Consider the following 17,647-nt stretch of genomic DNA (forward strand, 5'->3'; position numbering starts at 1 on the left):
CGCGAAGGCGGCGTGTCAGTCGAGGAGGATGGCGACTGACACACCGCCTTCGCGGGCAAGCCTCGCTCCTACAGGATTTGCGTCAATCACTGGGCCCAAGGCGCCCGGCGCGAATCGTTGAGCCCCAGCAGATAGCTGTCGCCACCCAACTGGCTCATCTGCTGCCGAATCCACCCGGCGCGACGTGCGACGTAATTCGTCGGGTGACTCGCGCTCCACACCCGTGGGTTAGGCAATACAGCCGCCAGATAACTGGCCTGCTGCCGGGACAGCGACTTGGCGCTTACACCAAAGTGATGGCGAGCCGCCGCTTCCGCGCCAAACACCCCGTCATCCCACTCGACGCTGTTCAGGTACACCTCAAGAATCCGCTGCTTGGGCCAGAATACTTCGATCAGCCCGGTAAACCAGGCTTCCAGACCTTTGCGCAGCCAACTACGGCCGGACCATAAAAACAGGTTTTTCGACACTTGCTGGCTCAAGGTGCTGGCGCCGCGAACCGAACCACCCAGCTCGTTGTGCGCCAGGGCTGCACGGATCGCGCCGAGGTCAAAACCCCAGTGCTCCGGGAATTTCTGATCCTCACCGGCAATCACCGCGACTTTAAGGTCGTCGGAGATTTCATCCCAGGGTTTCCAGGTGCGTTGCAGGTCGATGGGCTCGCCGTCGAACCAGGATTCGATCTTGCGCTCGACCATCAGCGTCGTGCCCGGTGGCGGCACCACGCGGAAAATCAGCACCAGCAATACGCTGCCGCCCGCGAACCAGAGCACGGCCTTTGTAAATCGTCGTAAAAATAAACGCAGCATAGAGATGGCTTGGCCGAACCCATTGAGCGGGCCATTATACAGACCCTGTTGATCGAGTCTGACTGGAGTTCTTCATGCTGCGTGGCTTTCTGATGCTGGCCGCTTTCTTCGGCTTCACCGGCGTTGCCCTTGGCGCATTCGCCGCCCATGGCTTGAAAAGCCGCCTGACGCCTGAATACCTGGCGATTTTCCACACTGGCGTCACCTACCAATTGGTGCACACCTTGGCGTTGCTGGGTGTGGCGCTGCTTGCCACGCAGATCCAGGGTCGTTTGATCACGTGGGCCGGCGCCTCGTTTGCCATTGGCATCCTGCTGTTTTCCGGCAGTTTGTACCTGTTGACCCTGACCGGTATCAGCAAGCTCGGAATCATCACGCCCTTCGGCGGCCTGGCATTCCTGATCGGTTGGCTCTGCCTGGGCCTTGCCGCCTGGCGGTTGAGCTGACCGGGTGGTCCATTTCATGACGAATGGCTTGGGTCGCCAAGACTGATCGGGCTAGAATGCCAGCCCCTAAAAATGATGGCGGCATCCGGCATGCGCATTCAGTTGAACGGCGAATCCCTTGAACTGCCCGACGGTGAAACCGTTGCGGCCCTGCTGACCCGTCTGGAACTGACCGGACGCCGGGTAGCGGTCGAACTCAATCTGGATATCGTCCCGCGCAGCCAGCATGCGGACACCACATTGAACGACGGCGATTCCGTCGAAGTGGTACACGCCATCGGCGGCGGCTAGTCGCCCGGCCCGCAAGGGCACAGAATTCTGCAAGAACCTCACCCCTACAGAGGATTTCCCATGAGCATCGTTCGTAGCGACAAGCCCTTCGTCCTGGCCGGTCGTACTTACCAGTCGCGTTTGCTGGTAGGCACCGGCAAGTACCGCGACATGGAAGAAACCCGCCTGGCCATCGAGGCCTCGGGAGCCGAGATCGTCACCTTCGCCGTGCGCCGCACCAACCTCGGTCAGACCCCGGGCGAACCGAACCTGCTCGAAGTCCTGTCGCCGGATCGCTACACCTTCCTGCCTAACACCGCCGGTTGCTTCGACGCTACCGAGGCTGTGCGCACCTGCCGCCTGGCCCGTGAGCTGCTCGGTGGCCACAACCTGGTGAAGCTGGAAGTGCTGGCGGACCAGAAAACCCTGTTCCCCAACGTGATCGAAACCCTCAAGGCCGCCGAAGTGCTGGTCAAGGAAGGCTTCGACGTGATGGTCTACACCAGCGATGACCCGATCATTGCCCGTCAACTGGCGGAAATCGGCTGCATTGCGGTCATGCCGCTGGCCGGTCTGATCGGCACGGGCCTGGGGATCTGCAACCCGTACAACCTGCAGATCATCCTTGAAGAGGCCAAGATTCCCGTGCTGGTGGATGCCGGTGTCGGTACCGCTTCCGACGCCACCATCGCCATGGAGCTGGGTTGCGAGGCGGTGCTGATGAACTCGGCCATCGCCCATGCCCAGCAGCCGATCATGATGGCTGAAGCCATGAAACACGCCATCGTTGCAGGCCGCCTGGCCTACCTCGCCGGCCGCATGCCGAAAAAACTCTATGCCAGCGCCTCTTCGCCGCTGGATGGTCTGATCAAGTAAGAGCCATTGATGACTGAATCAAACGACACGCCAATCCAGACGGAAGAAGGCGACGAGCGCCAACACCGCCGCATCAAGAGTTTCGTGATGCGCGCCGGGCGCATGACCGAAGGCCAGCAAAAAGGTCTGGAGCAGGGCACGCCGCTGTTTGTGCTGCCATTGGCCGACGCGCCGGTGGACTTCGACCAGGTGTTCGGTCGCTCGGCACCGCGTTCGCTGGAAATCGGTTTCGGCATGGGCCATTCGCTGCTGGAAATGGCCGCCGCTTCGCCGGAACAGGATTTCATTGGCGTGGAAGTGCACCGTCCGGGTGTGGGTGCGCTGCTCAATGGCGTGCTGACTCAGGGCCTGACCAACCTGCGGGTCTACGATTGCGACGCGATCGAAGTGCTCAACCGTTGCGTGGCCGACAACAGCCTCGATCGCCTGATGCTGTTTTTCCCGGACCCATGGCACAAGAGCCGCCACCACAAGCGCCGTATCGTTCAGGCGTCGTTCGCTGAACTGGTGCGCAGCAAGTTGAAGGTCGGCGGTATTCTGCACATGGCCACCGACTGGGAACCGTACGCCGAATACATGCTGGAAGTGATGAACGTTGCGCCGGGTTATCGCAACCTGGCCGAAGACGGCAAGTGCGTGCCACGCCCGGCCGAGCGCCCGATCACCAAGTTCGAACGCCGTGGCGAACGACTTGGGCATGGCGTGTGGGACCTGAAGTTCGAAAAGCAGTCCTAAGCCCAACGCTATAAACCTGTAGGAGCGAGGCTTGCCCGCGAAGGGGCCGTACCAGTCACTATCATCATCGACTGACACACCGCCTTCGCGGGCAAGCCTTGCTCCTACAGGTTTTTTTGTGTCCGGAAATCAGCGGCGGTCGGCGACGACGCCAATCAGCACCAACACCACCAACAACACCGGTGCCAGGCTGTAGTTGTTGAACTGGCTCAAACCACGAACGATCCACGGTGTGGCGTAGATCAGCGCGGCACCGCTGCCGATCATGCACACCAGCGCGAGCAACGGGACGCGCAAAGCGTCGGCGATGCTGCCCAGGCGTTGATCGATCCAGGCTTTGATGTCCGCGCCGAACAGCACCAGCAAACAGCCCACCAGCGCCAGAGAGATTTCCGACAGGTTACTGCGGCTCCAGCGGGAGACGGTGGCGAGCAGGTCGAGTATCAAATCCATTCGTTTTCCCTTACGGCTGAAATCAGCTCAGAAATGTTTGCAGCAAGTCATTGAGGAACAATTGCCCGCGCTCGGTGGCCGCCAGGCGTGACGGTTCGACCTGCAACAGGCCGCTTTGTTCGGCTTCGCGGCGGCCTTCGGCGAGGCTTTCCAGGCTCAGCCCGGTGCGCTCCGGATACAGCCGTGATTCCACGCCATCAGTCAGGCGCAAAGCGTTCATCAGGAAATCGAACGGCAGTTCATCGTTGGTCAGCGCTTTCTCGCCAGCCTTGAAGCTTTTCGCCGGGTTCAGGTAATCCTTCGGCAGGCGCGTCTTCCAGGTGCGCACGATGCGCCCGTCCGGATGACTGAGCTTGCCGTGGGCGCCGGCGCCGATGCCGATGAAGTCGCCGAAGCTCCAGTAATTGAGGTTATGCCGCGCCGGACGACCGGGCAGGGCATACGCCGAGACTTCGTATTGTGCGTAACCGTGCTCGGCGAGCAGCGCCTGGCCGGCCTCTTGAATGTCCCACAGCGTGTCGTCTTCCGGCAGCACAGGCGGCTGGTTCCAGAACACCGTGTTCGGCTCCAGCGTCAGCTGATACCAGGACAAGTGGGTCGGCTTCAGGGCGATGGCCTGGCGCAGATCGCTCAAGGCGTCGTCCAGCGACTGATCGGGCAAACCGTGCATCAAGTCCAGGTTGAAGTTATCGAACCCGGCCTGGCGCGCCATGCCGGCGGCTCGCACCGCTTCATCGCCGTTGTGAATCCGCCCCAGTGCCTTGAGTTTCTCTTCCTGAAAGCTCTGGATGCCGATCGATAGCCGATTGATGCCCAGCGCGCGGTAGGCGACGAACTTCTCTTGCTCGAACGTGCCTGGATTGGCCTCCAGGGTGATTTCAATGTCGCCGGCAAACGGAATCCGTTGCTCGACGCCTTTGAGCAGGCGGCCCAAGGCTTCGGCGCTGAACAGGCTCGGCGTGCCACCACCAAAGAAGATCGAGCTCAACTCGCGGCCGTAGACCGCGTGCAAATCCTGATCAAGGTCCGCCAGCAAGGCGTCGACGTACTCTTCTTCCGGCAGCACGGGGCTTGCGGTGTGGGAGTTGAAGTCGCAATAAGGGCATTTGCGCACACACCACGGGATGTGGATGTACAGCGCCAGGGGCGGCAGCACGGGAAGCGCGGCCCGAGGCGATTGTGCGTCACCGCCGTAGATCAGCGGTGGCGCGGATGATTCACGGGTCATTTCAAGCCCAGACGCTGGCGCAGCAGATCCATTGCACGGGCGCGGTGGCTGATGAGGTTCTTGTCGCTCGGGCTCAGCTCGGCGCTGGAGCAATCGCGCTCTGGCACCCAGAACAGCGGATCGTAACCGAAACCGTGCTCGCCACTGGCTTGGGTCAGGATGCGCCCATGCCACAGCCCTTCGCAGAGGATCGGCAGCGGATCATCAGCGTGGCGCACCAGCGCCAGCACGCAGACGAACTGCGCGCCGCGCTCGGCTTGCGGCACGTCTTTCAAGGCGTCGAGCAGTTTGGCGTTGTTCGCCGCATCGCCTTTGCCGTCAGCGTAACGAGCCGAGTAGATACCCGGTGCGCCGCCAAGGAAATCCACCGCCAACCCGGAGTCGTCGGCCAACGCCGGCAGGCCGGAAATGCGCGCGGCATTGCGGGCCTTGAGAATGGCGTTCTCGACGAACGACAGACCGGTTTCTTCAGGCTCGATGCTGCTGAACTCGCCGATCGAGCGCAGATGCACCGAGTCGCCGAGCATGGCCTGGAGTTCCTTGAGTTTGCCGGCGTTGTGGCTGGCCAGTACGAGTTGCGTGAAATTCATCATTGGCCGGGGAAAAGCTCTTGTTGGAAACTGATGGTGTTGGTTTTATCGCCGGTCTGCACTTTGATATCGAAGGTGCGGACTTCCTGTTGCTCCACAGGGTATTGCGCAATGTAGTAGATCGCGCCTTGTTCGGTGATCTGCTTGAATTTCAACGGCACACTTTGGCTGGTGAGGTCTTTGACCGTGCCGCTGACCTCAGAGATCAGCGGTTTGCCATCCTTGATCACTGAGACGTTGATCACGCCCTGGTTCTTGCTGCGGACCAGTTCGGCGGACTTGGCAATGTCCGGTGTCAGGAACGTGGAGTTGAAGGTGTTGTAATGCACCGTCACGTCACCGAAGGTTTCCTTGCGCTCGCCCTTGATGACGTCGGCGGCCATGGCGGTAACGCTCAGGCAGGCAGTGAGTAGAAATAACGCTAGACGACCCATGATCGTTCTCCTTGAAATAGGGTGGTTCAGACCGCGACCTTGTGATCCTGCAGTCCTGGACTGCTGACGCGGTAAATACCGATCTCACCTAACAGATTAGGCCATAGCTTACTGGCCCACCCGTGCCGATGCTGTTGATCCACGGCAAGCCGATCAATGACCTTGGCTTCACGTTCGCGGCAAAGTGCTTCAAAGTCTTCGAAAGTGCAAAAGTGGATGTTCGGCGTGTTGTACCAGGTGTACGGCAGAAACTCGGACACCGGCATCCGACCCTTGCTCGCCAGATACCAGCGGCAGCGCCAGTGACCGAAGTTGGGGAAGGTGATGATGCATTGGCGACCGACCCGCAGCATTTCGTCGAGGATCTTGTCCGGGTAGTGCACGGCTTGCAGCGCCTGGGTCATGACTACGACGTCGAAACTGTTGCTGGCAAAGTTGCCCAGGCCCTTGTCCAGGTCCTGCTCGATCACGTTGATGCCCTTGGCCACGCACTCGGCGATGTTGTCCGGGTCGTTTTCCAGGCCGTAGCCGGTGACTTGCTTGTTGTCGCGCAGCCACGTCAGCAGCTCGCCGTCACCGCAACCGAGGTCGAGCACGCGGCTGCCGGCGGGGATCCATTCCTGGATGATTTCCAGATCAGCTCTCATGGCTTTCTCACAACGTAATGCGGTTCATGTAATTGCTGAACGCCTGCAAGTAACGCGGGATCGGAATCAGGAAGGCGTCGTGGCCTTGCGGAGCGTCGATCTCGAGGTAGCAGACGTCTTTCTTGGCCGCCATCAGCGCGTCCACCAGTTCCCGCGAGCGGGCCGGGGAGAAGCGCCAGTCGGTGGTGAAGGACATCACGCAGAACTTGGCCGAAGCGCCGGCGAAGGTTTTCGCCAGGTCATCGTCGAAGTTTGCTGCCGGGTCGAAGTAGTCCAGCGCCTTGGTCATCAGCAGGTAAGTGTTGGCATCGAAACGCCCGGAGAACTCTTCGCCCTGATAACGCAGGTAGCTTTCAACCTGGAACTCGACGCTGTGGAAGTCGTAGTTGAGCTTTTCGCTCTTCAGGCCGCGGCCGAATTTTTCGCCCATCGAGTCATCGGACAGATAAGTGATGTGCCCGACCATCCGCGCCAGCATCAAGCCGCGCTTGGGGATCACGCCCGCTTCCTGGAACGAACCACCGTGGAATTCGGGGTCGGTGAGGATTGCCTGGCGCGCCACTTCGTTGAAGGCGATGTTCTGTGCCGACAGCTTCGGTGCCGAGGCAATGGCCAGGCAGTGACGAATGCGATCCGGGTAGGTGATGCTCCATTGCATCGCCTGCATGCCGCCGAGGCTGCCACCAATCACGGCGGCCCATTGGCTGATGCCGATCCGGTCGGCCAGGCGCGCCTGGCTGTGCACCCAGTCTTCCACGGTCAGCACCGGGAAATCGGCGCCGAACGGCTTTCCGGTTTCCGGGTTGACGCTGCTCGGGCCCGTGGAACCGTTGCAACCGCCGAGGTTGTTCAGGCTGACCACGAAGAACTTGTTGGTGTCGATCGGCTTGCCGGGGCCGATGCAGCTGTCCCACCAACCGGGTTTGCGGTCGTCGGGGCTGTGGAAGCCGGCGGCGTGATGGTGCCCGGACAAGGCGTGACAGATCAGCACGGCGTTGCTCGCCGTGGCGTTCAGCGTGCCGTAGGTTTCGTAAATCAGGTCATACGCTGGGAGCGAACGGCCACAGGCCAGGGCCAGGGGTTCACTGAAGTGCGCCACTTGCGGCGTCACCAGACCAACAGAATCGGCGGGAAAGGCAGTTGGCATCGACCCTGCTCTCGTTGAAATGAGGCGTAAGTCTAAAGACCGGTGGGGTTAGCGGCAAGCAAAGGCCGGGCCTGATTTCATTCAGTTGAACCGAGGCGCTACATTCGCGGGCAAGCCTCGCTCCTACAGGTCATGCGGCAATGTTGAAATGGCGCATGACCTGTAGGAGCGAGGCTTGCCCGCGAAGAACGATGACGCGGTATCAGATCAAACCGAGCAGCCCCTGCGGCATCAGGGCAAAGTACGCCAGACGCGGAATCAGCCAGCTTTGCAGCAACTGGATCACGATAAACGCGAAGATCGGCGAGATATCGAGGCCGCCCAGGTTCGGGATGATCCGGCGGAACGGGGCCAGTACCGGTTCAGTAATCTGCGCGACCAGCTCGGCGCCCGGATTGTGGCTACCCGGCGCGACCCAGGACAGAATCACGCTGATGATCATCGCCCAGAAAATAATATTCAAAAACAGCGAGAACAGCGCAATCAGCGCCCACGGCACCAGCAGCACCCAGTCGACCATGAAGCCTTTGAGCGACACGATGACCGCGATCAGCAGCATTTGCACGATCAGCGCCAGCACCAGTGACGACATGTCCAGCCCGAACATGCTCGGGATGACCCGGCGCAGCGGCTTGAGCAGCGGCTGGGTGGCTTTGACGATGAACTGGCAGAGCGGGTTGTAGAAGTTCGCCCGGACCAGTTGCAGGATGAAGCGCAACAGCACAATCAGCAGATACAGGCTGCCCAGGGTCTTGATGATGAAAATGGCAGCGTCGTTGAGTCCTAGCATCATTTATTCCTTTGTAAGGGCTGATTAGCGACCGAGCTGCTCAGCCATCTCGGCCGAGCGGTGCGCAGCGGCGCCGAGTGCTTTTTCTACCAGCGCTTCGAAGCCGCCAGCCTGGAACGATTTGATTGCAGCTTCTGTGGTGCCCGCCGGCGATGTCACACGGCGACGCAGTTCAGCCGCGTCGACATCGCTGGCAACCGCCATGTGTGCGGCGCCCAAGGCAGTTTGCAGGGTCAGTTGGGCAGCGATGTCCGCCGGCAGGCCGAGCTTCACGCCGGCGGCGGTCATGGCTTCGATCAACAGGAAGAAGTACGCAGGGCCCGAGCCGGAGACGGCGGTGACGGCGTCCAGTTGCTGCTCTTCATCCAGCCACAAGGCGATGCCCACGGCCGACAGCAGTTCTTGCGCCTGTTGGCGCTGTTCTGCGGTGACTTCGGCGGTTGCGAACAAACCGCTCACGCCCTGACGCAGCAGCGCCGGGGTGTTGGGCATACAGCGCACGATCGGTTGTGCGCCGAGCCAGTTGTTCATGCTGGCGCAGGTGATGCCGGCAGCGATGGATACCACCAGTTGATCCGGTTTCAAGCTCGGGCGAATCGCTTCGCACACGGCTTTCATCGCTTGCGGTTTGACCGCCAGAACGACCACGTCGGCGCCTTGAATGGCCTCGGCGTTGTCAGCGAATACTTCGATGCCGTGTTCGGCGTTCACTTTGGTGCGGGTTTCTGCGCCCGGATCGCTGGCGCGGATCTGCGCGGCGTCCAGACCTTTGGCGCGCAGGCCGCCGATCAGGCTGGCGGCCATGTTGCCGGCACCGATAAAGGCAATACGAGTCTTGCTCATGTCAGGTCCTTATAAATAGAAGAGTCGGCCATGGGTTCAAGGCTGACCGTAGTCGCGGGCGCCAAACAGGGCCGTACCGATGCGGACCCAAGTGGCGCCTTGGGCGATGGCCGACTCAAGGTCGTGGCTCATGCCCATGGAAAGTGTGTCGAGCGGCAGGTTCAGGCTGGCTTGCAGGCTTTGCACGGCAGCAAAAGCGGCGTCCTGGGCGGCGCGATCTTCCGTCGGCTCGGGAATCGCCATCAGCCCGCGCAGCTTGATGCGCGGCAGTTCGCTGATGGCGTTGGCCAGGGCCGGCAGGTCGGCCGGGGTGCAGCCGGATTTGCTGGCCTCACCGCTGACGTTAACCTGGATGCAGATGTTCAGTGGCGGCAGATCGGCAGGACGTTGTTCGGACAGGCGTTGTGCGATTTTCAAGCGATCCACGGAATGCACCCAAGCGAAGTGCTCGGCGATAGCGCGAGTCTTGTTCGATTGAATGGGGCCGATGAAGTGCCAGATCAAGGGCAGGTCGGCCAATTCGAGCTGTTTGCCCAGGGCTTCCTGCAGGTAGTTCTCGCCAAAGTCGCGCAGGCCGGCGGCATATGCTTCGCGCAGGGCCTCGGCGGGCTTGGTCTTGCTCACGGCCAGGAGCTGAACGCTGTGTTCGTCACGGTGGGCGGCGAGGGCGGCAGCCCGGATGCGTGAACTAACCAGGGCTATGTTGTCTGCTATCGTGGACATTCAAGAGGCGCCAGCGGGTCTGAGGTTGGCGGCATTCTACTGGAATTGAGGAGTGCTATGGATATCACTGAGCTGCTGGCGTTCAGCGCCAAACAAGGAGCGTCCGACTTGCACCTGTCGGCAGGCCTGCCACCGATGATTCGCGTCGACGGCGATGTGCGGCGCATCAATCTGCCAGCCCTGGATCACAAGGAAGTTCAGGAGCTGGTCTACGACATCATGAACGACACCCAGCGGGTGGATTTCGAGAAACACCTGGAAACCGACTTTTCCTTTGAGGTGCCCGGCGTTGCGCGTTTCCGGGTCAATGCGTTCAACCAGAACCGTGGCGCCGGCGCAGTGTTCCGGACCATTCCGTCGAAGGTCCTGAGCATGGACGACCTCGGAATGGGGGAAGTGTTTCGCAAGATTACCGACGCCCCCCGTGGCCTGGTGCTGGTCACCGGCCCGACCGGTTCCGGCAAGTCCACCACCCTGGCGGCGATGATCGACTACCTGAACAACCATCGTCATCACCACATCCTGACCATTGAAGACCCGATCGAATTCGTCCACGAATCGCGTAAATGCCTGATCAATCAGCGTGAGGTCCATCGCGATACCCGCAGCTTCGCCACAGCCTTGCGCTCGGCGTTGCGGGAAGACCCGGACGTGATTCTGGTGGGTGAGATGCGTGATCTGGAGACTATTCGCCTGGCGCTGACGGCTGCCGAGACTGGCCATCTGGTGTTCGGCACGTTACACACCACGTCGGCGGCGAAAACCATCGACCGGATCGTGGATGTGTTTCCGGGGGATGAGAAGTCGATGGTGCGTTCGATGCTGTCCGAGTCGCTGCTGGCGGTGGTATCGCAGACGTTGGTGAAGAAGATCGGCGGCGGGCGGATCGCAGCGCACGAAATCATGCTGGGAACGTCGGCGATCCGTAACCTGATCCGCGAGGACAAGGTGGCGCAGATGTACTCGTCGATTCAGACCGGTGGGAATCTGGGGATGCAGACGCTGGATATGTGCTTGAAGGAGTTGGTGACCAAGGGCTTGATCAGCCGCGAGCATGCGCGGGATAAGGCGCGGTCGCCGGATAATTTTTGACCAGTCCGAATACGTCTTCGCGGGCAAGCCTCGCTCCCACAGGTGAATGCATTCCAATGTGGGAGCGAGCCTGCTCGCGATGGGGGCATCAGGTTCAAAGCAAAATCCCGGGTTAGGCCCGGGATTTTCAAATCAACGCTGAACAACCTGCAGCGTGTTCTTCTCTTTAGGCAGAACCCGCTTGGCAACCACGTAGTGGCTTTCCCAGTACGGTTTCTTCAAGGTGTCGATGGTCACCGACTTGCCACGGCGTGGTGCGTGGATGAAGCGGTCGTTGCCCAGATAGATGGCAACGTGATTGACCCGGCGGCTCTTGATGTTGAAGAAAATCAGGTCGCCCGGCTTCAGGTCGCCGCGTTCGACTTTCTCGCCATGACCGCTGGCCATGGCGTTCGAGGTGCGTGGCAGGTCAAACGTGGCGTCGTTGAACGCGTATTTCACCAGGCCGCTGCAATCGAACCCTTTACTTGGGCTGCTGCCGCCCCAACGGTAAGGTGTACCGAGGACATTGACGGCACGGCTCAGCACATTGCTGCTTTCCTTGGTCGCCATCGGCGGGACAAGCTTGCTGTTGGCTTTGCTCAGCGAAGTCGGTTGCTTGGCAGTTTGTTTGTTTTTGCTCGAAGGAGCAGAAACATGGGATTTAGGGGTGTAACCATTAACGTTAGGAAGACGTTGCTCACGATTGGTGGCGTGGGCGGCCAGTGGCATCAAAAGGCAAATGGTTAGCCATGTCTTGAAAAATGGACGCATTAGGCAAGGCTCGTGTTGGTTAGCGCGAAACTTTATAACAGCTTTTTTTGTCATTCCGAGGCCGTTGGTCGATTCAACCTGGCGGTCAACGGAGCCCAATACGCGGCAAATAGACGCAATTGTCGGACAGAAGTCAGGTGCTATAAGGGTTTGACGGGAGACACGGTAGCATTTGCCATACGTCGGCCACCTGTAAAAAAGTCACAAAGAATTCAAGAATATTTATCTATCGTGTGATTCGAGGCCATTCATGAACACCTATCGACACCCCGTTCCACATCAAGATACCCACAGCAAAGTGATCGGTTACCTGCTGTGGATTTTCGGTTTTACCGGCGCTCACCGCTTTTATTACGGTAAGCCGGTGACCGGGACGATCTGGTTTTTCACCCTGGGTTTACTGGGTATCGGCTGGCTGATCGACGTGTTCCTGATCCCGGCCATGGACCGTGAAGCGGACCTGCGTTTCACCGCCGGGCCTATCGAATACAACGTTGCGTGGATTCTGCTGACGTTTCTGGGAGTGTTCGGCGTGCACCGGATGTATCAGGGGAAGTGGATCAGCGGGTTGCTGTACCTGGTGACGGGCGGGTTGTTCTTTCTGGGGGTTTTGTATGACTTCTGGACGCTGAATGACCAGGTTTCCGTGCGTAACGCGCAGAATCGCGGCACTTTCCAGTAAGTCATCGCTAGCAGGCTAGCTCCCACACAGGATCTGTGAACGACACAAATCCCCCGTGGGAGCTAGCCCTGCTAGCGATTGGGACAACGCGGTCTTAAGCCTGGTGGCTGATCCGCCCATCCACCAGCGTGTAACGCACCACGCCCGGCAAACTATGCCCAATGAACGGGCAGTTCTCACCCTTGGACAGCCAGGTTTCACCGGCCACGGTCGAAGCCGCCGGATCGAACAGCACGATATCCGCCGCACCACCCACCGCCAGTTTCCCCGCCGGCAAGCGCAAGGCTTGCGCAGGTCCGGCACTCAGGCGTGCCAGCAACGTCGGCAGATCGAGCAAACCATCTTCCACCAGCGTCATCGCCAGCGGCAGCAGCAGTTCAACGCTGCTGATCCCAGGCTCCGTCGCACCGAACGGCGCCAGTTTGGCGTCCCGTTCATGGGGCTGGTGATGACTGGAAATCGCCGAAACCACGCCGGACTTCACCGCCTCACGCAAGCCATCGCGGTCGGCGCGGGTGCGCAGTGGCGGCTGGACGTGATAGAGGCTGCTGAAGTCGATCAGCGCTTCGTCGGTCAGGATCAGCTGGTACAGGGCGACATCCGCCGTCACCGGCAATCCGCGCGCCTGGGCCTGAGCAATCAGGGCCACGCCGCGAGCGCTGGTCAGCTGGCTGAAGTGCGCGCGCACGCCACTTTGCTCGACCAGCAACAGATCACGGGCCAGCGCTACGGTTTCCGCGGTTTCCGGAATACCCGGGAGGCCGAGGAAACTGGCGGTCGGACCTTCATGTGCCAAGCCACCTTCGGCCAGATCATGGTCCTGCGAGTTGAAAATCACCGTCAGGTCAAAGGTCGCCGCGTACTCCAGCGCCCGGCACAGGGTGCGGGTGTTGCGGAAGCTTTCCAGGCCGTTGCCGAAGGCCACGCAACCGGCATCGCGCAAAGCCACGAGCTCGGCCAGTTGCTCGCCGTCCAGGCCTTTGCTCAGGGCGCCAATCGGGAACACCTTGGTGTTGCCGGCCTCGCGGGCGCGGTCGAGGATCAGTTCGGCCACGGCCGAGGTGTCCAGCACTGGTTTGGTTTTCGGCGGGCAGCACAGGCTGGTCACGCCACCGGCAGCGGCGGCGCGGGTTTCGCTGACGATCGAGCCTTTACGGCTGTAGCCCGGCTCGCGCAGGGCGACGTTCAGGTCAACCAGCCCCGGTGCGGCCACCAGGCCTTGGGCGTCGATGGTATCGACGGCAACAAAACCGGCGGGTGCGGCGCCAAGGGCGACGATCTTGCAGGCTTCGATGTGGATATCAGTCACTTGATCCAGCCCGCTGACTGGATCGATCACGCGGGCGCCGAGAATGCTGAGCTTCACTGAACGTTCTCCTGCTCGAATTGGCGCTGGGCAGTCTGCCCGCTCATGGCCATGGACAGCACGGCCATACGAATCGCGATGCCGTAGGTTACCTGGTTGAGAATCACCGAATGCGGACCATCGGCCACCGCCGACTCAATCTCGACGCCCCGGTTGATCGGGCCCGGGTGCATGACGATGCAGTCCGGTTTGGCCCCGGCCAGGCGCGCGGTGGTCAGGCCGAACAGGCGGTAGAACTCGCCTTCGCTCGGCAGCAGGCCGCCGGTCATGCGTTCGCGTTGCAGGCGCAACATGATCACCACGTCGACGTCTTTCAGGCCTTCGGTCATGTCGGTGTAGACCTTCACGCCGTATTGCTCGATGCCGATCGGCAGCAGGGTTTTCGGCGCGATCACGCGGATGTCCGGGCAGCCGAGGGTTTTCAGCGCCAGCATGTTCGAGCGCGCCACCCGCGAGTGCAGGATGTCGCCGACGATGGCCACGGACAGGTTTTCGAAGCTGCCTTTGTGCCGGCGGATCGTCAGCATGTCGAGCATGCCCTGGGTCGGGTGCGCGTGACGGCCGTCGCCGCCGTTGATGATCGCCACTTGCGGGCACACGTGTTCGGCGATGAAGTGCGCGGCGCCGGAATCACCGTGGCGCACGACGAACATGTCGGCGGCCATGGCTTCCAGGTTGCGCAGGGTGTCGAGCAGGGTTTCGCCCTTGCTCGCCGACGATGTCGAGACGTTGAGGGTGATCACGTCCGCCGACAAGCGCTGGGCCGCCAGTTCGAAGGTGGTGCGGGTGCGGGTGGAGTTCTCGAAGAACACGTTGCACACGGTCTTGCCGCGCAGCAACGGGACTTTCTTCACCGCCCGGGCGCCGACTTCGAGGAACGAGTCGGCGGTGTCGAGGATTTCCGTCAGCAGCTCGCGGCGCAAGCCGTCGAGCGAGAGGAAGTGGCGCAGCTGGCCCTGATCATTGAGCTGCAGCGGGCGCTTGGTTTCTAGAGGCGTCATCGCGAGGGGGACTCTCAATAGGGCGAATTAAAGGGCGAGGTCTTGCAGTTCGAGCTTGAGTTCCGGACCGGACAGCTTCACGCGCTCGTGGGCGGCCAGCGATAACGTCGCGCCGACCACGTTCGGGCGGATCGGCAGCTCGCCGGCGTCCAGGTCCAGCAGGCACACCAGCGTCACGCTGGCCGGGCGGCCGTAGTCGAAGAGTTCGTTCATCGCGGCGCGGATGGTGCGGCCGCTCATGAGTACGTCGTCGATCAGCACCAGGTCCTGGCCTTCGATCTCGAACGGCAGCGCCGAAGGGCGCACCTGCGGGTGCAGGCCGTTCTGGCTGAAATCGTCACGGTAGAAAGACACGTCCAGTGTGCCGAGCGGCGCGTCGCTGCCCAGTTCTTCGAGCAACGCCTGGGCAACCCAGACGCCGCCGGTACGAATACCGATGTAGCGCGGTTCGCTGATGCCACGGTGTTCCAGATGTGCCTTGAGACGGATCGCCATCTGGCTGATCAGTTCGGCGGGATTGGGCAGGCTCATGGTTGCTCCTTCTTGGGCCCGGGCCGGGTGCTGCTGGCGGTGGCTCGGGTTGTCGCTATAGAGAGTCGCTTGTTACGACTCTTCAGGATTCGAACAGTGCGCTGTTTTCATCGAGCCAGCCTTGCAGCAGCAGGGCGGCGGCGATGGCGTCGACCGGGTTGTCGCGGTAACTGCCCTTTTGCCCGCCGCGATCACGTCGTTCGCCCTTGGCTTCAAACGTGGTCAGGCGTTCATCGTGGGTATAGAAGGGCAGGTTGTAGCGGCCGTTGAGGCGGCGGGCGAACTTCTCGGCGCGCAGGCACATGTCGCTGGGCGTGCCGTCCATATTGAGCGGCAGGCCGACCACCACGGCATCGGGTTTCCACTCTTTGATCAGCGCTTCGACCTGATTCCAGTCGGGCACGCCGTTTTGTGCCTTCAAGGTGCACAGCTCGCGGGCCTGGCCGGTAATCACCTGGCCGACCGCCACGCCGATCTGTTTGGTGCCGTAGTCGAAACCCAGAATCAGCCGCAGGGCCATCAGGCGTGTCCTGCCTGGCTGGTGAGCAGGCTGAGGTTGACGCCCAGGTGCTTGGCCGCTGCTTCGAGGCGCAGTTCGCTGCTGGTGTTGAACAGGATGTCGGCATCGAACGGGCAGGTCAGCCAGGCGTTCTGCGCCAGTTCGGCCTCAAGCTGCCCGGCTTCCCAGCCTGCGTAACCGAGGGCGATCAGGCTTTTTGCCGGACCGACGCCATCGGCGATGGCGAACAATACGTCCTGGGAGGTAGACAACGAGAGGTCACCTTCCAGATCAACGGTCGCCTGAAATTGCTTGCCCGAGGGGTGCAGGACAAAACCGCGATCGGTCTGCACCGGGCCGCCGATGAAGATCGGCACATGCTGGCAGAGCAGCGGTGGCTCGATATTGGGGCGCAATTGCTCGAGGATATCGGCCAGGTTCAGGTCTTGCGGGCGGTTGACCACCAGCCCCATGGCACCATTGGCCGTGTGCTCGACGATGTAGGTCAAGGTGTGGGCAAAGTTCGGGTCGGCCATGTGAGGCATGGCGATCAGGAAGTGATGCTTGAGGTAGCTTGGGCTGACGTTCTTCATGAGCGCTAGTGTGGCGTTGGAGGGGCGAACTGACAAGCTGGGGATGCACAGGAAATGCCTGCGTGGGTGTCTTTTTGATGTCTGCTTGCTTGAGGGCCTCTTCGCGGGCAAGCCTCGCTCCTACAGGTCGTGTGCAAGGTTGCGGAACATGCCAAACCTGTAGGAGCGAGGCTTGCCCGCGAAGGCGTCGGTCAAAACAACCGCAATCCTTCGGTCAGTTGCTGGAGAGGCGATCCCCGCGCGCAAATTTCCAGGTACGGATGATTTCCAGTCGGTCGATGTCCGACAAATCCCCGGTAAACGGCGAAAACGGCGCAGCCAGCCGCACAATTCGCTGCGCTGCCTGATCCAGCAGCGGTTGCCCGGATGACTCCAGTACCAATACTTCAAAAAGCGAGCCGTCGCGGTTGATCGAGACCATCAGCCGTAAATTGCCGTAAATCTGTTTACGCCGCGCTTCATCCGGATAATTGAGGTTACCGATGCGCTCGACCTTTTTGCGCCACTCATCCTTATACCAGGCGCCTTTGTCGCGCATGGTCGAGGCCGCGCTCAGGCGGTGGATACGCGGGCGCTTGGCGTACAGCTGTTGTTCGTTGGCCAGTTCCGCTTCGAGGCTGGCGATGTCGCTGGACAGCTGTTCACTGTCGAACGTCGGCGCGGCGATGGCGGGTTTGGTGGCAGGTTTGGGCTCTTCGGTCTTGGCCGCGGCTTTCTTCGGCTTCGGTGCGACGGTGGTCACGGCAGCCTTGGGCGCTGCTTCCTGGACTTCAGGCTTGGCGGCCGGCGGTGGCGTGACTTTTTGCACCTTGTTGTCCTGGAACGGCGCGACCTCGGTGGTCTTGGGAATCGCCTTTTTATCCAGGGTGCCGCTGCCTTCCTGATTTTCCTGCGCGAGAAAGTCGGCCTTCGCCGGTTTCTTTTCGCTCTTGAAGGTGGCGAGGGTGATTTCCAGGGTTTTGCTGATTTGTTTGGGTTCGACCATCGTAAAGCCGACGCCCAACAGCAAGGCCAGGTGAATCAACGCCGCGAGAAACAGAGTAAATCCGAGGCGATCAGCCGGGCGCACGCCACGATGGGCGAGTTCAGCGGGCAGATCGGACGGAAGTGTCATGACAAGAAAACCAACATCGCGTTTT

The 17,647-nt window shown here is 61.0% G+C and carries 23 protein-coding genes; 6 read left to right on the forward strand and 17 right to left on the reverse strand.

Annotated features, from left to right (window positions below):
• Nucleotides 1-86: 86 nt before the first annotated feature.
• Nucleotides 87-809: a monofunctional biosynthetic peptidoglycan transglycosylase gene (gene mtgA, locus KGA82_RS22615; RefSeq protein ID WP_008026152.1), complete on the reverse strand. Its 723-nt coding sequence runs from the start codon at nt 807-809 to the stop codon at nt 87-89.
• Nucleotides 810-883: 74 nt separating this feature from the next.
• On the opposite strand from mtgA, the gene KGA82_RS22620 reads away from it, so the two are divergent.
• From KGA82_RS22620 to trmB, 4 genes are all read left to right on the forward strand, one after another.
• Nucleotides 884-1,255 (forward strand): DUF423 domain-containing protein, encoded by a 372-nt coding sequence (locus KGA82_RS22620; protein ID WP_223452577.1) that lies wholly within the window; start codon nt 884-886, stop codon nt 1,253-1,255.
• Between the two features lie 90 nt (nt 1,256-1,345).
• On the forward strand, nt 1,346-1,546 hold the full coding sequence (gene thiS, locus KGA82_RS22625; RefSeq protein ID WP_008026157.1) for a sulfur carrier protein ThiS: 201 nt from the start codon (nt 1,346-1,348) through the stop codon (nt 1,544-1,546).
• 60 nt (nt 1,547-1,606) lie between these two features.
• Complete coding sequence (locus KGA82_RS22630; RefSeq protein WP_008036703.1) at nt 1,607-2,401, forward strand: thiazole synthase; 795 nt, start codon at nt 1,607-1,609, stop codon at nt 2,399-2,401.
• 9 nt (nt 2,402-2,410) lie between these two features.
• Nucleotides 2,411-3,136, forward strand: coding sequence for a tRNA (guanosine(46)-N7)-methyltransferase TrmB (trmB, locus tag KGA82_RS22635; RefSeq protein WP_008026161.1), 726 nt, complete (start codon nt 2,411-2,413; stop codon nt 3,134-3,136).
• 129 nt (nt 3,137-3,265) lie between these two features.
• Here the strand turns inward: trmB and KGA82_RS22640 are convergent, their stop codons facing one another.
• From KGA82_RS22640 to KGA82_RS22680, 9 genes are all read right to left on the reverse strand, one after another.
• Nucleotides 3,266-3,589, reverse strand: coding sequence for a DUF3392 domain-containing protein (locus KGA82_RS22640; protein WP_223452578.1), 324 nt, complete (start codon nt 3,587-3,589; stop codon nt 3,266-3,268).
• 22 nt (nt 3,590-3,611) lie between these two features.
• Entirely contained in the window at nt 3,612-4,817 is a 1,206-nt protein-coding gene (gene hemW, locus KGA82_RS22645; protein WP_223452579.1) for a radical SAM family heme chaperone HemW, read from the reverse strand.
• Nucleotides 4,814-5,410 (reverse strand): RdgB/HAM1 family non-canonical purine NTP pyrophosphatase, encoded by a 597-nt coding sequence (gene rdgB / locus KGA82_RS22650; protein ID WP_223452580.1) that lies wholly within the window; start codon nt 5,408-5,410, stop codon nt 4,814-4,816. Before rdgB ends, hemW begins: the two co-directional genes overlap by 4 nt.
• Complete coding sequence (locus KGA82_RS22655) at nt 5,407-5,841, reverse strand: DUF4426 domain-containing protein (RefSeq protein ID WP_223434050.1); 435 nt, start codon at nt 5,839-5,841, stop codon at nt 5,407-5,409. Before KGA82_RS22655 ends, rdgB begins: the two co-directional genes overlap by 4 nt.
• A gap of 26 nt (nt 5,842-5,867) precedes the next feature.
• Nucleotides 5,868-6,488 carry a methionine biosynthesis protein MetW gene (gene metW, locus KGA82_RS22660; RefSeq protein WP_008026169.1) on the reverse strand — a complete coding sequence of 207 codons (621 nt, stop codon included), beginning with the start codon at nt 6,486-6,488 and terminating at the stop codon, nt 5,868-5,870.
• A 7-nt stretch (nt 6,489-6,495) separates the two neighbouring features.
• On the reverse strand, nt 6,496-7,635 hold the full coding sequence (gene metX / locus KGA82_RS22665) for a homoserine O-succinyltransferase MetX (protein ID WP_008026171.1): 1,140 nt from the start codon (nt 7,633-7,635) through the stop codon (nt 6,496-6,498).
• Between the two features lie 202 nt (nt 7,636-7,837).
• Entirely contained in the window at nt 7,838-8,425 is a 588-nt protein-coding gene (locus KGA82_RS22670) for a YggT family protein (protein WP_192227547.1), read from the reverse strand.
• Nucleotides 8,426-8,449: 24 nt separating this feature from the next.
• Nucleotides 8,450-9,268, reverse strand: coding sequence for a pyrroline-5-carboxylate reductase (gene proC, locus KGA82_RS22675; protein WP_207284875.1), 819 nt, complete (start codon nt 9,266-9,268; stop codon nt 8,450-8,452).
• Between the two features lie 36 nt (nt 9,269-9,304).
• Nucleotides 9,305-9,991 carry a YggS family pyridoxal phosphate-dependent enzyme gene (locus tag KGA82_RS22680; RefSeq protein WP_223452581.1) on the reverse strand — a complete coding sequence of 229 codons (687 nt, stop codon included), beginning with the start codon at nt 9,989-9,991 and terminating at the stop codon, nt 9,305-9,307.
• 57 nt (nt 9,992-10,048) lie between these two features.
• Here KGA82_RS22680 and KGA82_RS22685 point away from each other — a divergent pair, with 57 nt between their 5' ends.
• Nucleotides 10,049-11,083, forward strand: coding sequence for a type IV pilus twitching motility protein PilT (locus KGA82_RS22685; RefSeq protein ID WP_223452582.1), 1,035 nt, complete (start codon nt 10,049-10,051; stop codon nt 11,081-11,083).
• Between the two features lie 132 nt (nt 11,084-11,215).
• Here the strand turns inward: KGA82_RS22685 and KGA82_RS22690 are convergent, their stop codons facing one another.
• Nucleotides 11,216-11,836, reverse strand: coding sequence for a C40 family peptidase (locus KGA82_RS22690; RefSeq protein ID WP_008036675.1), 621 nt, complete (start codon nt 11,834-11,836; stop codon nt 11,216-11,218).
• Between the two features lie 250 nt (nt 11,837-12,086).
• Between KGA82_RS22690 and KGA82_RS22695 the strand changes: the two genes are divergently transcribed.
• A complete protein-coding gene (locus KGA82_RS22695) occupies nt 12,087-12,518 on the forward strand; it encodes an NINE protein (RefSeq protein ID WP_008026184.1) in 432 nt (143 codons plus the stop codon).
• 94 nt (nt 12,519-12,612) lie between these two features.
• On the opposite strand, the gene KGA82_RS22700 is transcribed toward KGA82_RS22695, so the two are convergent.
• The 6 genes from KGA82_RS22700 to KGA82_RS22725 form a co-directional block, all read right to left on the reverse strand.
• Entirely contained in the window at nt 12,613-13,884 is a 1,272-nt protein-coding gene (locus KGA82_RS22700) for a dihydroorotase (protein ID WP_008026186.1), read from the reverse strand.
• Nucleotides 13,881-14,885 carry an aspartate carbamoyltransferase catalytic subunit gene (locus KGA82_RS22705; RefSeq protein ID WP_008026189.1) on the reverse strand — a complete coding sequence of 335 codons (1,005 nt, stop codon included), beginning with the start codon at nt 14,883-14,885 and terminating at the stop codon, nt 13,881-13,883. The genes KGA82_RS22700 and KGA82_RS22705 overlap by 4 nt, the downstream gene beginning before the upstream one ends.
• A 27-nt stretch (nt 14,886-14,912) precedes the next feature.
• Nucleotides 14,913-15,416: a bifunctional pyr operon transcriptional regulator/uracil phosphoribosyltransferase PyrR gene (pyrR, locus tag KGA82_RS22710; protein WP_008026190.1), complete on the reverse strand. Its 504-nt coding sequence runs from the start codon at nt 15,414-15,416 to the stop codon at nt 14,913-14,915.
• A gap of 82 nt (nt 15,417-15,498) precedes the next feature.
• The gene (ruvX, locus tag KGA82_RS22715; RefSeq protein WP_007945492.1) at nt 15,499-15,936 is read right to left on the reverse strand and encodes a Holliday junction resolvase RuvX; all 438 of its coding nucleotides are present in this window, start codon (nt 15,934-15,936) and stop codon (nt 15,499-15,501) included.
• Complete coding sequence (locus KGA82_RS22720; protein ID WP_032832312.1) at nt 15,936-16,508, reverse strand: YqgE/AlgH family protein; 573 nt, start codon at nt 16,506-16,508, stop codon at nt 15,936-15,938. The genes ruvX and KGA82_RS22720 overlap by 1 nt, the downstream gene beginning before the upstream one ends.
• A 214-nt stretch (nt 16,509-16,722) precedes the next feature.
• Nucleotides 16,723-17,622, reverse strand: coding sequence for an energy transducer TonB (locus tag KGA82_RS22725; RefSeq protein WP_008026197.1), 900 nt, complete (start codon nt 17,620-17,622; stop codon nt 16,723-16,725).
• Nucleotides 17,623-17,647: the final 25 nt, after the last annotated feature.

The organism is Pseudomonas sp. BF-RE-22, from assembly GCF_019956155.1.
In the GTDB taxonomy this organism is placed as follows: Bacteria; Pseudomonadota; Gammaproteobacteria; order Pseudomonadales; family Pseudomonadaceae; genus Aquipseudomonas; species Aquipseudomonas migulae.

What these genes read in the sequence shown, in the direction of transcription:
- hemW (WP_223452579.1), bottom strand. Translation starts at nt 4,817, where the DNA reads ATGACCCGTGAATCATCCGCGCCACCGCTGATCTACGGCGGTGACGCA.
- KGA82_RS22695 (WP_008026184.1), top strand. Translation starts at nt 12,087, where the DNA reads ATGAACACCTATCGACACCCCGTTCCACATCAAGATACCCACAGCAAA.
- KGA82_RS22725 (WP_008026197.1), bottom strand. Translation starts at nt 17,622, where the DNA reads ATGACACTTCCGTCCGATCTGCCCGCTGAACTCGCCCATCGTGGCGTG.
- pyrR (WP_008026190.1), bottom strand. Translation starts at nt 15,416, where the DNA reads ATGAGCCTGCCCAATCCCGCCGAACTGATCAGCCAGATGGCGATCCGT.
- rdgB (WP_223452580.1), bottom strand. Translation starts at nt 5,410, where the DNA reads ATGATGAATTTCACGCAACTCGTACTGGCCAGCCACAACGCCGGCAAA.
- KGA82_RS22720 (WP_032832312.1), bottom strand. Translation starts at nt 16,508, where the DNA reads ATGAAGAACGTCAGCCCAAGCTACCTCAAGCATCACTTCCTGATCGCC.
- proC (WP_207284875.1), bottom strand. Translation starts at nt 9,268, where the DNA reads ATGAGCAAGACTCGTATTGCCTTTATCGGTGCCGGCAACATGGCCGCC.
- thiS (WP_008026157.1), top strand. Translation starts at nt 1,346, where the DNA reads ATGCGCATTCAGTTGAACGGCGAATCCCTTGAACTGCCCGACGGTGAA.
- KGA82_RS22630 (WP_008036703.1), top strand. Translation starts at nt 1,607, where the DNA reads ATGAGCATCGTTCGTAGCGACAAGCCCTTCGTCCTGGCCGGTCGTACT.
- KGA82_RS22620 (WP_223452577.1), top strand. Translation starts at nt 884, where the DNA reads ATGCTGCGTGGCTTTCTGATGCTGGCCGCTTTCTTCGGCTTCACCGGC.
- KGA82_RS22670 (WP_192227547.1), bottom strand. Translation starts at nt 8,425, where the DNA reads ATGCTAGGACTCAACGACGCTGCCATTTTCATCATCAAGACCCTGGGC.
- KGA82_RS22705 (WP_008026189.1), bottom strand. Translation starts at nt 14,885, where the DNA reads ATGACGCCTCTAGAAACCAAGCGCCCGCTGCAGCTCAATGATCAGGGC.
- metX (WP_008026171.1), bottom strand. Translation starts at nt 7,635, where the DNA reads ATGCCAACTGCCTTTCCCGCCGATTCTGTTGGTCTGGTGACGCCGCAA.
- KGA82_RS22685 (WP_223452582.1), top strand. Translation starts at nt 10,049, where the DNA reads ATGGATATCACTGAGCTGCTGGCGTTCAGCGCCAAACAAGGAGCGTCC.
- mtgA (WP_008026152.1), bottom strand. Translation starts at nt 809, where the DNA reads ATGCTGCGTTTATTTTTACGACGATTTACAAAGGCCGTGCTCTGGTTC.
- KGA82_RS22640 (WP_223452578.1), bottom strand. Translation starts at nt 3,589, where the DNA reads ATGGATTTGATACTCGACCTGCTCGCCACCGTCTCCCGCTGGAGCCGC.
- metW (WP_008026169.1), bottom strand. Translation starts at nt 6,488, where the DNA reads ATGAGAGCTGATCTGGAAATCATCCAGGAATGGATCCCCGCCGGCAGC.
- KGA82_RS22680 (WP_223452581.1), bottom strand. Translation starts at nt 9,991, where the DNA reads ATGTCCACGATAGCAGACAACATAGCCCTGGTTAGTTCACGCATCCGG.
- KGA82_RS22655 (WP_223434050.1), bottom strand. Translation starts at nt 5,841, where the DNA reads ATGGGTCGTCTAGCGTTATTTCTACTCACTGCCTGCCTGAGCGTTACC.
- trmB (WP_008026161.1), top strand. Translation starts at nt 2,411, where the DNA reads ATGACTGAATCAAACGACACGCCAATCCAGACGGAAGAAGGCGACGAG.
- KGA82_RS22690 (WP_008036675.1), bottom strand. Translation starts at nt 11,836, where the DNA reads ATGCGTCCATTTTTCAAGACATGGCTAACCATTTGCCTTTTGATGCCA.
- ruvX (WP_007945492.1), bottom strand. Translation starts at nt 15,936, where the DNA reads ATGGCCCTGCGGCTGATTCTGGGTTTCGACTACGGCACCAAACAGATC.